Origin of the sequence: Variovorax paradoxus (genome assembly GCF_022009635.1) — a bacterium.
GTDB lineage: Bacteria > Pseudomonadota > Gammaproteobacteria > Burkholderiales > Burkholderiaceae_C > Variovorax.
This window is the reverse complement of the sequence record NZ_CP091716.1, coordinates 5,132,493-5,145,495: the sequence shown is the minus strand read 5'-3', so window position 1 is coordinate 5,145,495 and position 13,003 is coordinate 5,132,493. Positions and strand designations below refer to the sequence as shown.

Genomic DNA, 13,003 nt, shown 5'->3' with positions numbered 1-13,003 from the left:
GGAGCCATTCATGGATTTCGACTGGTCAGTGATCGCCGGCGCGTTGCCGGCATTGGCGAAGGGCGCCCGCCTCACGGTGCTCATCACCGTGGCGGGGCTGCTGGGCGGCACGCTGCTCGGCGTGCTGTTCGGCCTGATGCGCGCCTATGGCAACCGCCTCGTCGGCGGCCTGGGCTTCGCCTACGTGGGGCTCGTGCGCGGCACGCCCATCGTGGTGCAGGTCATGTTCATCTACTTCGCATTGCCCGGCCTGCTGGGCGTGCGCGTGGACCCGATGACGGCGGCCATCGCCTCCATCGTCATCAACTCGGGCGCCTACATCGCGGAAATCGTCCGCGGCGCCTTTCTTTCGGTGCCGAAGGGGCTGAGCGAGGCGGGGCTGGCGATGGGCCTGCCGCGCTGGCGCGTGCTGGCCTTCGTCGTCGGGCCGGTCGCGTTCCGGCGCATGACGCCGGCGCTGGGCAATCAATTCATCGTGAGCCTGAAGGACACCTCGCTCTTCATCGTCATCGGTGTCGGCGAGCTCACCCGCCAGGGGCAGGAAATCATGGCGGCCAACTTCAGGGCCATCGAGATATGGACCGCGGTCGCGGTGATCTATCTCATGCTGATCGGCGTGCTGACGCTGGCCCTGAGAACCGTCGAGAAAAGGATGCGCATCCTGTGAACATCGTCGAATTCAAGAATGTGGAAAAGCGCTTCGGCGCCAACACGGTGCTCGACCGAGTGAACCTGCAGATCCGCCATGGCGAGGTCGTCGTGCTGATCGGTCCCTCGGGCTCGGGCAAGTCGACGCTCCTGCGCTGCATCAACGCGCTCGAGCAGATCGACGGCGGCGACCTGCTTGTGGGCGGCCTGAGCGTGCGCGGCGGCAACGCCGTGGTGCGCGAGATCCGCCAGGAAGCGGGCATGGTGTTCCAGCAGTTCAACCTGTTTCCGCAGATGACGGCGCTGGAGAACGTCGCCTTCGGGCCGCGGCAGGTGCGCGGCGCCTCCAGGTCGCAGGCGCAGGCACAGGCGACCGAACTGCTCGCCAAGGTGGGCCTTGCCGGGCGCATGCACCATCACCCGAGCGAACTCTCCGGCGGACAGCAGCAGCGTGTCGCCATCGCCCGCGCGCTGGCCGTCAAGCCCAAGCTGATGCTGTTCGACGAGCCGACCTCCGCGCTCGACCCCGAACTTCGCCAGGAGGTGCTGCGCGTCATGCAGTCGCTGGCGGAGGAGGGCATGACGATGGTCGTCGTGACGCACGAGATGCAGTTCGCCCGCAAGGTCGGCACGCGGCTGATCTTCATGGAGCACGGCCACATCACGGTCGACGGGCCGCCGGCGGAGTTGCTGGACAACCCGCCGAACCAGCGCCTGCGCGATTTTCTTCAGCACGTGGAGTGACATGCCGACATTGAATTACCTCGAGGCCAAGGGATCGCCCTTCGAGACGGGACAGGCGCTCGGCCGCTTCGGCGCCGCCGCCATGCAGGACTACGCGCGCACTTCGCCAGCCTGGGCGACGGTGATGCGCCATCGCGGCACGCCGGCCGCCGAGGCCATGGCCGCGCTGGTGCGCGCGCGCTTTCCGCGCATCTGGAGCGAGTTGCAGGGCCTTGCGGCCGGACTGGAACTGCCGTTCGAAGACGTGTTCCTGTGGAACTGCCGCGGCGACCTGTGGGCCATGGCGCCGGACGGGTGCACCACGGTGCAGCAGGCGGGCGTGCAGCGCCGCATCACCCACAACGAAGACGGCGACCCGGCCTTCGCCGGGCGGTGCGCGATCGCGGCGTGCGCGGTGGAGGGCGGTGCGTCTTTCGCTTCCTTCGTCTATCCGGGATCGCTGCCGGGCCATACCTTCGCGGTGACCGAGCGCGGCCTTGCCATGACGGTGAACAACCTGCGATGCCTGAACGTGCGGCCCGGCGTTCCGCGGATGGTTCTCACGCGTGCGCTGCTGGAGGCGGGCAGCCTGCAGGAGGTGCGCGAACTGCTGGCATCCGGCGAGCGTGCGGGCGGCTTCCATCTCACCGTGGCGCACCGGGCGTCGCCCGAGTTGCTCGGCGTGGAGTTCAGCTCCGAGGCCCTTTCGGTCGTCGAGATCGCGGGACGGCGGCTGCATGCCAACCACGCGCTGCATCCGGCGCTGGGCGATCTGCCGCAGATCGTCACCGGTTCATCGCGGCATCGGCAGCAACGCGGCGATGCGCTGCTCGCCGTGGGCGACGATCCGCTGCATCTGCTGGCCGACAGCGGCGACGCGTCGTTCCCCATCCTGCGCGCCGACCCGGCCGACAGCGACGGCGAGAACACGATGGCCACCGCGGACATCCGCATCGGCCCCGCGCGCGTCGAATGGCAGGTGTACGAGCACCCCTTGCAGCCGCCGCGATTCCATATGATCGACGGCCATGCAAGCATCGAACCAAACCAGCGTGCCCAACCCGCCTGAGATCGAGGCCGACGGTGCTTCGCCGCCTCGCACCGTCGAGGCGCTGCGGGCGCTCACGATGCGCCTGGGGCGGGGCGATGCGCTGATCTCGATGGGCAGCAAGGCGCACAGCGTGCTGGCGCGCCTGGTCGAGCGGCCCGAAGAGGTCGCGGTGCGCACCATCACCGAGCTGGCCGAGTCGCTGGGTGTCAATGCGTCGACGCTGACCCGCCTGGCGACCCGCCTCGGCTATGCCGGCTTCGTCGAGTTCCAGACGGTGTTCCGCGACGGACTGGCTTCGCGGCACCGTCATTTCTACAGCGAGCAGGCCGGCCGGCTGGTCGCGCATGCTTCGGAGCGCAGCACTCCGCAGGACGGCACCGGGCAGCGCCCCGAGATCGACACCATGGTGCAGATCGCCAAGGACTCGATCGCCAACACCGAAGGCTTCCTCGCGCAGCTCTCGGCCGACGAACTGCAGCAGGCGGCCCGGCTGCTGGCCACGGCACCGCGGGTTCGCGTGCACGGCCTGCGGCAGTTCAGCGCGCTGGCGAGCTTCCTGGCCTATGGGCTGGCCATGGTGCGCGGCGACGTGGCCTTGCTCGATCCGCATGGGCTGGGCGTGGCCGAAGGCCTGGCCCAGTTGCAGCCCGGCGACCTGGTGGTCGTGACGAGCGTGGAGCCCTACACGCGCAGCATCGCCGAAACGGCGGCCGCCGCGGCCAAGGCCGGCATGGTCGTCGTCGCCATCACCGACCACCGCGCGTCACCGCTCGCGGCCTTCGCGAAGCATTCCTTCTTCGTGCCCCACGGCAGCGCCTTCTTCAGCAATTCGATGGGCGCCTACGTCATCTTCTGCGAAGGCCTGCTGAACCTGGTCGCGACCGACCTGGGCAAGAAGGCGCTGAAGGCGCTCGAGCGGCGCGAGCGCTTCATCGCCGACCTGGGCATCGAATAGCGACGCGCCCGAGGCTCAGTCCTCGAAGCCGCCGAACGAGATGTCCGGCGCGCTCGTGTTGTGCTTGGACGGCAGGCTGCGGCCGAAGCGCACCTGGGTGGCCTGCAGGCTCTTCACTTCGGGCAGCGGCAGCACCTGCTGCGCGGCCTGCGGCGAAGCCTGCCAACGCACCTCGCTCACGTCGGCGTTGTCCGGCGTCACGTACATCGATCGCAGCACCGCGAAGGGCTGCGCATTCACGGTCGGCTTCGACAGCGTGACGTCGAGCGCGGTGCGCGCGCGGCTGATTTCGTCGACGCGCGCCACCGCGCTGCCGCCATTCGCGAAGCGCACGCGGATCGCCAGCGGTTTCGGATCGACGTGGATCGACGCGATGCTCACCACCGGCCGCGCGGCCGCCTCGACGGGCCCGAGCAGGAAGGACGAGCCATACACGCCGTCGCCGAAGCGCGGGTCCGGCAGCGGCTTGAGCCGCCAGTAGCCGTCCGACGGATAGAGCACGATGGCCTCGAGCGCCTTGCCGTTCTCTTTCTTGAACACCTGCAGCAGATGGAAGCCCTTGTCCTTGCGCTTGCCCACGCTCACCGGCACGCTCTGCGGACGCCAGAAGCTCGGCAGCGTCATGCCGACGATGCGCCATTCGGCGTTGTCGAGCAGCACCACGGTGCGTTTCTTGAAACGGTGCGCGGGGTCGGTGGGGTGGGCGCCGCCGTCGAAGTTGCAGCCCGAGAAGTCGGGCGCGGTCACGTCGTTGCCGATCTTGTCGAGGTAGTCGGGCTGCAGCGCCTCGATGCGCATGTGGCGGATGCCGTCGCCGCGCAGGGTGAGGGAGACGTTGTCTTCCTCGGCGCAGGCGGTGGTCGTGGTGCCGTTTTCCACGGTGGCCGCGACGGGTGCCGCGGCGGCGTGGCCGGCGGTCAGCAGCAGGGCGGTAAGGGTAGAGATGACTGCGGGATTGGCGAGGCGCGCGGCTGTCGAAAGGGGCATCGGGTCTCCGGTGAAGGGGATGTGCGCGCCGCCGGCTTACTCGCGGCGCGAAATCAGGTCGCTGAAGAGCTTATGTTCGCATTCCGGGTCGGAGCATTTCTCGCAAGGCCATGACCACGAGGCGGGCTTCGCTTCGAGACGGCCACGCGCACGGGTGCGGCCTTCGCTGCCGGCGATCGAGTTGATCGCGTTCCAGGCATTGGCGAGCCGTTCGCCGCCGCTGCCATGCACCACGGCGAACGAGAGCTTCGCGCCGACGAGCGCGGCGCGCACCAGCGCGTCGGTCGGCTGCTGCGCATGCGGGCCGTCGCGCATCTCGTCGGCCACCCAGGGCAGGTCGAGCGCCGTGAGCAGCGTGATCGCATAGCGCCGCTGCGCGGCCAGGGCGCCTTCGTAGAGCGAGGTGTCTGCGAAAAGCTGCTCGCTGTAGACCGCCGTCATGAGCGCGGTGGTGTCGGCCACCACCACGCCCGACGCGGCGGCGACGCCGATGCGGCGGGTCTGCTCGTCGGCGATGGCCTGCTGCTCGGCGGGGCGCGGCGTGCGGCCTTCGCGCTCGCACCATTCGCGCAGGTATTCGCCCACGAGCGTCACCGGCGTGCCGCGGTCCTGCAGGCGCTGCGCGATGGCGCGCGCCAGCTCGGTCTTGCCGGTGCTTTCGGCGCCCAGCAGCGCAATGACGCAGCCGGTCGGCAGTGTGGGCGTCATGCGCGTGCCGCCTGCGGCAGGCGTTGCCGCCATGCCAGGTAGCCGGCCACGCTGAGCGCGGCGAACACCGCATACAGCCCGACCGTGAGCCACAGGCCCTTGTGGATGAACAGGCCCACGCTGACCACATTCACCGCCAGCCAGATCAGCCAGTTCTCGATGAACTTGCGGCCGAGCAGAAATTGCCCGACCAGACTCAGCCCCGTGGCGAAGCCGTCCCACCAGGGCACGTCGGTGTCGGTGAAGCGGCGCAGGAAGAGGGCGATGGCCGGCCAGGCCAATGCGCAGGCCGCCAGCGTGAGTGCAATGCCGCGCGGCGAAAGCCGGCTGACATGCAGGGCGCTACCGTCGGCCCGGTGGCCGCGCAGCCACTGGGTCCAGCCCCACAGGGCGACGAAAGCGAAGAAGACCTGGAGCGAGGCGTCGCCGTAGATGCGCGCCTTCGCGAAGACCGCCATGTAGAGCAGCGAACTGACGATGGCCAGCGGCCATCCCCAGTGAATCTCGCGCATGTTGCAGCCGACCATGGCAAGCGCCAGCACGGCTGCGACGAGTTCGAGCCAACTGACGGGTGAGCCCCAGAGCAAGAAAGCAGGGGCCGAGAGAAGCTCAAGAATCAGATTCGCCCCCAGCGGGCACCGACGCGGTCTGTTCGTGGGACACCGCGGAACCGGCTTTGCCGGGCCGCCGGTGCCGCCCCCTGGAAGGGGGTTGGCGAAGCGACACGAAGTGCGCGAAGACTGGGGGTCATCCTAGTGCGCGATTTGTACGAACACTTCGTTCGGCTTGACCATGCCGAGTTCCGCCCGCGCGCGTTCCTCGACCATTTCGAGGCCGTCCTTGAGGTCGTTGACCTCCGAGGTCAGGCGCTCGTTGTTCAGCGCGGCCTTGGCGTTGGCTTCCTTCTGGTCGGCCAGCTTGGTCCGCAGCTGCGCCACGTCGCGCACGCTGCCGCGCCCGTTCCACAGCTGCCACTGCAGGACGCCCAGCAGAAGCAGCAGGATGATCGGTGGAACGAAGCGGGCGCGCATGCGCGGGGCGTCCGGTGCGTTACTTCAGGTTGTAGAACGCGCCGCGGCCCGGGTACACGGCGATGTCGCCGAGGTCTTCTTCGATGCGCAGCAGCTGGTTGTACTTGGCGATGCGGTCCGAGCGCGACAGCGAGCCGGTCTTGATCTGGCCGGCATTGGTGCCCACCGCGATGTCGGCGATGGTGCTGTCTTCGGTTTCGCCCGAGCGGTGCGAGATGACTGCCGTGTAGCCCGCGCGCTTGGCCATCTCGATGGCGGCGAAGGTCTCGGTCAGCGTGCCGATCTGGTTGATCTTGATCAGGATCGAGTTGGCGATGCCCTTCTCGATGCCCTCTTGCAGGATCTTGGTGTTGGTGACGAACAGGTCGTCGCCTACCAGCTGCACGCGCTTGCCCAGGCGTTCGGTCAGGTGCTTCCAGCCGTCCCAGTCGCCTTCGTGCATGCCGTCTTCGATGCTGATGATCGGGTACTTGTCGACCCAGGTCGCGAGCATGTCGGTCCAGCTCTCGGAGGTGAGCGAGAGGTTCTCGCCCGACAGCACGTACTTGCCGTCCTTGTAGAACTCGCTGGCGGCGCAGTCCAGGCCCAGGGCGATCTGCTCGCCGGCCGTGTAGCCGGCCTTGTCGATGGCTTCCAGGATGAGCTGGATGGCCGCTTCGTGGCTCTCGACGCTGGGAGCGAAGCCGCCTTCGTCGCCGACCGCCGTGCTGATGCCGCGGTCGCCCAGGATCTTCTTCAGCGCATGGAACACTTCGGCGCCGTAGCGCACGGCCTCGCGGAAGCTCTTGGCGCCCACGGGGATGATCATGAACTCCTGCAGGTCGAGGCTGTTGTTGGCGTGCGCGCCGCCGTTGATGACGTTCATCATCGGCACCGGCAACTGCATGCCGCCCATGCCGCCGAAGTAGCGGTACAGCGGCAGGCCCGACTCCTCGGCCGCGGCGCGGGCCACGGCCATCGAGACGGCGAGGGTGGCGTTGGCGCCCAGGCGGGCCTTGTTGTCGGTGCCGTCCAGGTCGATCATCGTGCGATCGAGGAAGGCCTGTTCGCTGGCGTCGAGGCCGAGCACGGCTTCCGAGATCTCGGTGTTGATGTTCTCCACGGCCTTGAGCACGCCCTTGCCCAGGTAGCGGCTCTTGTCGCCGTCGCGCAGCTCGATGGCTTCGCGCGAACCGGTCGACGCGCCCGAGGGCACGGCCGCACGGCCCATGGTGCCCGACTCCAGCAGCACGTCGCATTCGACGGTGGGGTTGCCTCGGCTGTCGAGAATTTCGCGGCCGACGATGTCAACGATTGCACTCATCTTTTGTCTTTCTCTTTCGGTTCTCTTTGGCGGATGAATAAATGGGGCAGGGGGCTCAGAGGCCTTCGACGGCGATCATGTTCATGATCGCGGCACCGGCGCGCGCTTCGCGGGCCTTGAGGTATTCGGGCGTTTCGTAGAAGGCCTTGGCCTTCTCGAAGCTGGCGAACTTGAGGATGACGATGCGCGTGGGCTTCCAGTCGCCCTCCAGCGGCTGGACCTGGCCGCCGCGCACGCACACCTCGGCGCCGTGCGCCTGCATGGCGGCGCTCGACCACTTCTTGTATTCCTCGTACTGCGTCGGGTTGGTCACCTCGACGTGTGCGATGACGTATCCGCTGCTCATGCGACGGCCTTCAGTGCCTTGTTGGTGCTGCCGGCGCCCTTGTCCTTGTGCTCGAGCGCCGCCTTGATGAAGGCGTTGAACAGCGGATGGCCGCCCCACGGGGTCGACTTGAACTCGGGGTGGAACTGCACGCCCATGAACCACGGGTGCACGTCCTGCGGCAGCTCGACGATTTCGGTCAGGTGCTCGCGCTGCGTGAGCGCCGAGATCACGAGGCCGGCCTTGCGCAGTTCGTCGAGGTAGTTGACGTTGGCTTCGTAGCGGTGGCGGTGGCGCTCGGTGACCACGTCGCCGTAGATGCTGTGGGCCAGCGTACCGGGCGAGACGTCGGAGCTCTGCGCGCCCAGGCGCATGGTGCCGCCGAGGTCGGACTTCTCGTCGCGCGTCTTCACGGTGCCGTCGGCGTCCTTCCACTCGGTGATCAGCGCGATCACGGGGGTGGGCGTCTCGGGGTCGAACTCGGTGCTGTTGGCGTTCTTGAGGCCTGCCACGTGGCGGGCGTATTCGATGGTGGCCACCTGCATGCCCAGGCAGATGCCGAGGTAGGGCACCTTGCCTTCGCGGGCGAAGCGCGCGGCCGAGATCTTGCCTTCCACGCCGCGCTGGCCGAAGCCGCCGGGCACCAGGATGGCGTCGTACTTGGCCAGGCGGGACACGTCCTGCGCGTTGATGGTCTCGGAGTCGATGTAGTCGATCTTCACGCGCGCATGGTTCTTCATGCCGGCGTGGCGCAGGGCTTCGTTCAGCGACTTGTAGCTGTCCGACAGGTCCACGTACTTGCCGACCATGGCGATCGACACTTCCTTTTGCGGATGCTCGACTTCGTAGACCAGGTCGTCCCAGCGCTGCAGCTTGGCGGGCGGGGTGTTGATGCGCAGCTTGTCGCAGATCAGGCCGTCCAGGCCCTGCTCGTGCAGCATGCGGGGCACCTTGTAGATGGTGTCCACGTCCCACATGGAGATCACGCCCCATTCGGGCACGTTGGAGAACAGCGAGATCTTGGCGCGCTCGTCGTCGGGGATCGGGCGGTCGGCGCGGCACAGCAGGGCGTCGGCCTGAATGCCGATTTCGCGCAGCTTCTGCGCGGTGTGCTGCGTGGGCTTGGTCTTGAGCTCGCCGGCGGCGGCGATCCAGGGCACGTAGCTCAGGTGCACGAAGGCCGAGTTGTTGGGGCCCATGCGCAGGCTCATCTGGCGCACGGCCTCCAGGAAGGGCAGCGATTCGATGTCGCCCACGGTGCCGCCGATCTCGACGATGGCCACGTCCACCTCGTGGGCCGTGCCGATGCCGGCGCCGCGCTTGATGTATTCCTGGATCTCGTTGGTGATGTGCGGGATCACCTGCACCGTCTTGCCGAGGTAGTCGCCGCGGCGTTCCTTCTCGAGCACGGTCTTGTAGATCTGGCCGGTCGTGAAGTTGTTGGCCTTGCGCATCCGCGTGTTGATGAAGCGCTCGTAGTGGCCGAGGTCCAGGTCGGTCTCGGCGCCGTCGTCGGTGACGAACACTTCACCATGCTGGAAGGGCGACATCGTGCCGGGGTCGACATTGATGTACGGATCGAGCTTGATGAGGGTGACTTGGAGGCCGCGCGATTCGAGGATCGCGGCGAGCGAGGCGGAGGCGATTCCCTTGCCAAGGGAAGATACGACACCACCGGTGACGAAGACAAATTTGGTCATGCCAGTTCCGGACGCTGTGAATCCGGGCAGTGGGAAATTGCGATTATAGGTGTGCCCTTCGCGACACTTCGGGCCAAGGGCTTGTTGCCATTCGTTCGATGGCATGTGAGCAACAATACGGCCCATGCAAGATCTCGCCGGCAAACACATCGTCCTCGGTCTCACGGGCGGCATCGCCTGCTACAAGTCGGCCGAGCTGTGCCGGCTGTTCGTCAAGGCGGGCGCCACCGTCCAGGTCGTCATGACCGAGGCGGCCGAGCAGTTCATCACGCCGGTGACCATGCAGGCGCTCTCGGGGCGCACCGTCTACACCTCGCAGTGGGACACCCGCGAGCCCAACAACATGCCGCACATCAACCTGAGCCGCGAGGCCGATGCGATCGTGCTGGCACCCTGCAGTGCCGACTTCATCGCGCGTCTCGTGCAGGGCCGCTCCGACGACCTGCTGAGCCTGATGTGCCTGGCCCGCCCCATGGACCGCATTCCGCTGCTGATCGCGCCGGCCATGAACCGCGAGATGTGGGGCCACCCGGCCACGCAGCGCAACCTGATGCAGGTGGCCGCCGACGGCGCCACGGTGCTGGGCGTGGGCAACGGCTGGCAGGCCTGCGGCGAAACCGGCGACGGGCGCATGCTCGAACCGGCGCAACTGCTGGAGGACATCACGGCCTTCTTCAGCCCCAAGCTGCTGGCGGGGCAGAAGGTGCTGGTCACGGCGGGGCCGACCTTCGAGTCGCTCGACCCGATCCGCGGCATCACCAACCATTCGTCCGGCAAGATGGGCTTTGCCATTGCCCGCGCGGCCCGCGAGGCGGGCGCCGAGGTCACGCTGGTGGCCGGCCCGGTGCATCTGCCCACGCCGCGCGGCGTGACGCGCGTCGACGTGCTGTCGGCTCAGGACATGCTCGAAGCCACCACCCGCGCGGCGGAGTTTGCTAGCATTTTCGTAGCAACGGCTGCGGTGGCCGATTGGCGCCCGGCCACGCAGAGCGACCAGAAGATCAAGAAGGACGGCAGCGGCAAGACCCCGGTGCTGGAGTTCGTCGAGAACGCCGACATCCTGCTGACCGTCGCGCGCAGCGAGCGCGCCCAGTCGAAGAAGCTCTTCTGCGTGGGCTTCGCGGCCGAGAGCGAAAACCTCGCCGCGCACGCCAAGGCCAAGCGCGAGCGCAAGGGCATTCCGCTCCTGGTCGGGAACATCGGCCCGCTGACCTTCGGGCAGGACGACAACGCGCTGCTGCTGGTCGATGCCGACGGCGTGCGCGAACTGCCGCGCGCGCCCAAGCTCACGCTGGCCCGCGAGCTGATAACAGAGATCGCCGCACGACTTACCGACTGGAGGGTCTGATGAACCTGAATCCCCAATGGAACACGCCGCCCAACGGTGACTTCGCACGCTATGTCGAGCGGCTGTCGGCGCAGGCCGCGCTGCCCAGGCGCGCGGCGAAGGAAGGCGAGCCGGGGCTCGATGTCGGCATGACGCAACCGCCCGGCCAGCAGGGCCCTGTCACGGCGGCCATGCAGCGGCAGCAACAACAGCAACAGCAGCCACTCCCCAACGGTGAAGTGCCCAAGGCCCAGCCCGGAGCGTTCGACCCCAAGGTGCTCAAGGTGATGGGCGCTGTCGGCGCGCTGGTGTTCCTCGTCCTGTGGGCGTCGGGCGTGCCTTTTGGCGTGCTCGTGCTCCTGCTGGGCTTGGCCCTGTGGTTCGGCAAGAAATTGAAGGGCGTGAAGTTCACCCCCGGTGTCGCCAAGTGGCAGCTGCTGCTGGAAGAGGCGAACCGCAAGCAAAGAGAACAGCAACAGAAGCAAGGCAGCAATTAAAAGTGAAAGTCGACGTCCGTATCCTCGATCCGCGCATGGTGGATCAATTGCCCGCGTATGCCACTCCCGGCAGCGCCGGCCTCGACCTGCGGGCGTGCCTCGATGCCCCCATCACGCTGGAGCCCAACGGCTGGCAGCTGGTGGGCACCGGCATCGCGATCCACTTGGCCGACCCGGCCTATGCGGCGCTGATCCTTCCGCGCTCGGGCCTGGGCCACAAGCACGGCATCGTGCTGGGCAACCTCGTCGGCCTGATCGACAGCGACTACCAGGGCGAGCTCAAGATCAGCGCCTGGAACCGCAGCGACACGCCCTTCGTGCTGAACCCGATGGAGCGTCTCGCGCAACTGGTGATCGTGCCCGTGGTGCAGGCGCAGTTTCGGGTGGTCACAGAATTTGCACCCACGCAACGCGGCGAGGGCGGCTACGGCTCTACCGGCAAACATTGAGCGAATCCTGAAGATCGCCTGAGTTTCCGAGCGGTAAAGAACGGAACCGCGCGGGCTGGAAGGTCTCGAAGGTTTCAGTGTGTGAATTGCGTCATCGCGGCGAATGCTGCGGCGTTAGTCAGGCACACGCAGGGTATGCGGATTCATCATCCACATGCCGTTTCATTCCGAGGAGCCTCCAACATGAAGATCTCAACGCGCTTTGTTTCCGTCACCGCTTCCGTGCTGGCACTGGCCACGCTCACGGCATGCGTGGCCCCGGCGCCGGTTTACCAGACCTCGCGCTATCCGTACCAGGCGCCTCCGCAGGCCATTCAGTACCGTGAAGCGTCCTACGTCGAATACGGCCATGTGGCCAACATCGAGGTGCTGCGCAGCGAAACGGCTGGCACCGGCACCACCGGCGGCGGTGCTGTAGCCGGCGGCGTCATCGGCGGCGTGGTGGGCAACCAGTTCGGACGCGGCAATGGCCGCGCCGCCGCCACCGCACTCGGCATCGTGGGCGGCGCCCTGCTGGGCAACAGCATCGAGGCCCAGCAGAACGGTCCCCGTGCCTACGAGACCTATCGCGTGTCGGTGCAGACCGATCGCGGCGCCTACCGGGCGTTCGACGTGCAGAGCCCCGGCGATCTGCGCATCGGCGACCGCGTGCGCATCGACAACGGCCAGATCTCGCGCATGTAACCACTTCCCCCGACCCATCGGGGCATGAAAAAAGCCGGGCAATGCCCGGCTTTTTCATGGGTGGTGCCTGCGGCCTTCAGTGCAGCGTTTCGTTGCCCGGCGCCATCGGCGCGACCTTGAAGAAGCCAGTGCCCGCGGTGCCGCGGCCGACTTCTTCTTCCGTTGCCTCGCGCACCGAGCGCACCGTGATGTCGAGCCGTATGGCGATGCCGGCCAGCGGATGGTTGCCGTCAAGCACCAGATGGTCGGGATAAATCTCGGCCACCGTGTAGATCGTGTCCTTCGGGATGTCGCCGTTCACGCCCTTGGGAAGCGCCGAGCCGTCGAAGGTCATGCCTTCTTCCGTGCCTTCGGGGAACAGCGAGCGGGGCTCCAGGAAGAGCAGCTGGTCGTTGAAGTCGCCGAAGCCCTGTTCGGGTTCGATCTGCAACTGCACCCGGGCGCCGGGCTCATGGCCTTGCAGGGCCGCTTCGATCACCTCGAAGAGATCGTCGCCGCCCACCATGAATTCCACCGGCTCGTCGAGCACGTCCAGCACGTCGCCGAGCGTGTCTTTCATCGTCCAGGTCAAGCCGACCACGCATTGTTCAGAGATTTCCATTGCAGAATTCTCCC

16 protein-coding genes are annotated in these 13,003 nt (G+C 67.2%); 8 read left to right on the top strand and 8 right to left on the bottom strand.

Annotated elements, in window-relative coordinates; translation table 11 throughout:
- Positions 1-10: 10 nt before the first annotated feature.
- The 4 genes from glnP to L3V85_RS23710 are packed head-to-tail and all read left to right on the top strand — an operon-like array spanning position 11 to position 3,377.
- Positions 11-667, top strand: a complete 657-nt coding sequence (glnP, locus tag L3V85_RS23725; protein ID WP_237675143.1) for a glutamine ABC transporter permease GlnP — start codon at positions 11-13, stop codon at positions 665-667.
- On the top strand, positions 664-1,392 hold the full coding sequence (gene glnQ / locus L3V85_RS23720; protein ID WP_237675142.1) for a glutamine ABC transporter ATP-binding protein GlnQ: 729 nt from the start codon (positions 664-666) through the stop codon (positions 1,390-1,392). The genes glnP and glnQ overlap by 4 nt, the downstream gene beginning before the upstream one ends.
- Before the next feature lies 1 nt (position 1,393).
- Positions 1,394-2,440 carry a C45 family autoproteolytic acyltransferase/hydolase gene (locus L3V85_RS23715; protein ID WP_237675141.1) on the top strand — a complete coding sequence of 349 codons (1,047 nt, stop codon included), beginning with the start codon at positions 1,394-1,396 and terminating at the stop codon, positions 2,438-2,440.
- On the top strand, positions 2,400-3,377 hold the full coding sequence (locus L3V85_RS23710; protein ID WP_237675140.1) for a MurR/RpiR family transcriptional regulator: 978 nt from the start codon (positions 2,400-2,402) through the stop codon (positions 3,375-3,377). Before L3V85_RS23715 ends, L3V85_RS23710 begins: the two co-directional genes overlap by 41 nt.
- Before the next feature lie 15 nt (positions 3,378-3,392).
- Here the strand turns inward: L3V85_RS23710 and L3V85_RS23705 are convergent, their stop codons facing one another.
- The 7 genes from L3V85_RS23705 to L3V85_RS23675 all read right to left on the bottom strand — a co-directional run bounded on the left by L3V85_RS23705 (position 3,393) and on the right by L3V85_RS23675 (position 9,431).
- Positions 3,393-4,364: a hypothetical protein gene (locus L3V85_RS23705; RefSeq protein WP_237675139.1), complete on the bottom strand. Its 972-nt coding sequence runs from the start codon at positions 4,362-4,364 to the stop codon at positions 3,393-3,395.
- 36 nt (positions 4,365-4,400) lie between these two features.
- Entirely contained in the window at positions 4,401-5,072 is a 672-nt protein-coding gene (locus L3V85_RS23700; RefSeq protein WP_237675138.1) for an AAA family ATPase, read from the bottom strand.
- The gene (pnuC, locus tag L3V85_RS23695) at positions 5,069-5,689 is read right to left on the bottom strand and encodes a nicotinamide riboside transporter PnuC (RefSeq protein WP_237680637.1); all 621 of its coding nucleotides are present in this window, start codon (positions 5,687-5,689) and stop codon (positions 5,069-5,071) included. Before pnuC ends, L3V85_RS23700 begins: the two co-directional genes overlap by 4 nt.
- 135 nt (positions 5,690-5,824) lie before the next feature.
- On the bottom strand, positions 5,825-6,103 hold the full coding sequence (ftsB, locus tag L3V85_RS23690) for a cell division protein FtsB (protein ID WP_237675137.1): 279 nt from the start codon (positions 6,101-6,103) through the stop codon (positions 5,825-5,827).
- 19 nt (positions 6,104-6,122) lie between these two features.
- Positions 6,123-7,406 (bottom strand): phosphopyruvate hydratase, encoded by a 1,284-nt coding sequence (gene eno / locus L3V85_RS23685; protein WP_237675136.1) that lies wholly within the window; start codon positions 7,404-7,406, stop codon positions 6,123-6,125.
- A gap of 55 nt (positions 7,407-7,461) precedes the next feature.
- A complete protein-coding gene (locus L3V85_RS23680; RefSeq protein ID WP_237675135.1) occupies positions 7,462-7,752 on the bottom strand; it encodes a DUF1330 domain-containing protein in 291 nt (96 codons plus the stop codon).
- Complete coding sequence (locus L3V85_RS23675; RefSeq protein WP_237675134.1) at positions 7,749-9,431, bottom strand: CTP synthase; 1,683 nt, start codon at positions 9,429-9,431, stop codon at positions 7,749-7,751. Before L3V85_RS23675 ends, L3V85_RS23680 begins: the two co-directional genes overlap by 4 nt.
- Positions 9,432-9,555: 124 nt before the next feature.
- On the opposite strand from L3V85_RS23675, the gene coaBC reads away from it, so the two are divergent.
- The 4 genes from coaBC to L3V85_RS23655 all read left to right on the top strand — a co-directional run bounded on the left by coaBC (position 9,556) and on the right by L3V85_RS23655 (position 12,388).
- On the top strand, positions 9,556-10,779 hold the full coding sequence (gene coaBC, locus L3V85_RS23670; protein WP_237675133.1) for a bifunctional phosphopantothenoylcysteine decarboxylase/phosphopantothenate--cysteine ligase CoaBC: 1,224 nt from the start codon (positions 9,556-9,558) through the stop codon (positions 10,777-10,779).
- On the top strand, positions 10,779-11,255 hold the full coding sequence (locus tag L3V85_RS23665; protein WP_237675132.1) for a hypothetical protein: 477 nt from the start codon (positions 10,779-10,781) through the stop codon (positions 11,253-11,255). The genes coaBC and L3V85_RS23665 overlap by 1 nt, the downstream gene beginning before the upstream one ends.
- A gap of 2 nt (positions 11,256-11,257) precedes the next feature.
- Positions 11,258-11,704, top strand: a complete 447-nt coding sequence (gene dut / locus L3V85_RS23660) for a dUTP diphosphatase (RefSeq protein WP_019655978.1) — start codon at positions 11,258-11,260, stop codon at positions 11,702-11,704.
- 183 nt (positions 11,705-11,887) lie between these two features.
- Positions 11,888-12,388, top strand: coding sequence for a glycine zipper 2TM domain-containing protein (locus tag L3V85_RS23655; RefSeq protein ID WP_237675131.1), 501 nt, complete (start codon positions 11,888-11,890; stop codon positions 12,386-12,388).
- A gap of 76 nt (positions 12,389-12,464) precedes the next feature.
- Here the strand turns inward: L3V85_RS23655 and L3V85_RS23650 are convergent, their stop codons facing one another.
- Positions 12,465-12,989, bottom strand: a complete 525-nt coding sequence (locus L3V85_RS23650) for an FKBP-type peptidyl-prolyl cis-trans isomerase (RefSeq protein ID WP_237675130.1) — start codon at positions 12,987-12,989, stop codon at positions 12,465-12,467.
- Positions 12,990-13,003: the final 14 nt, after the last annotated feature.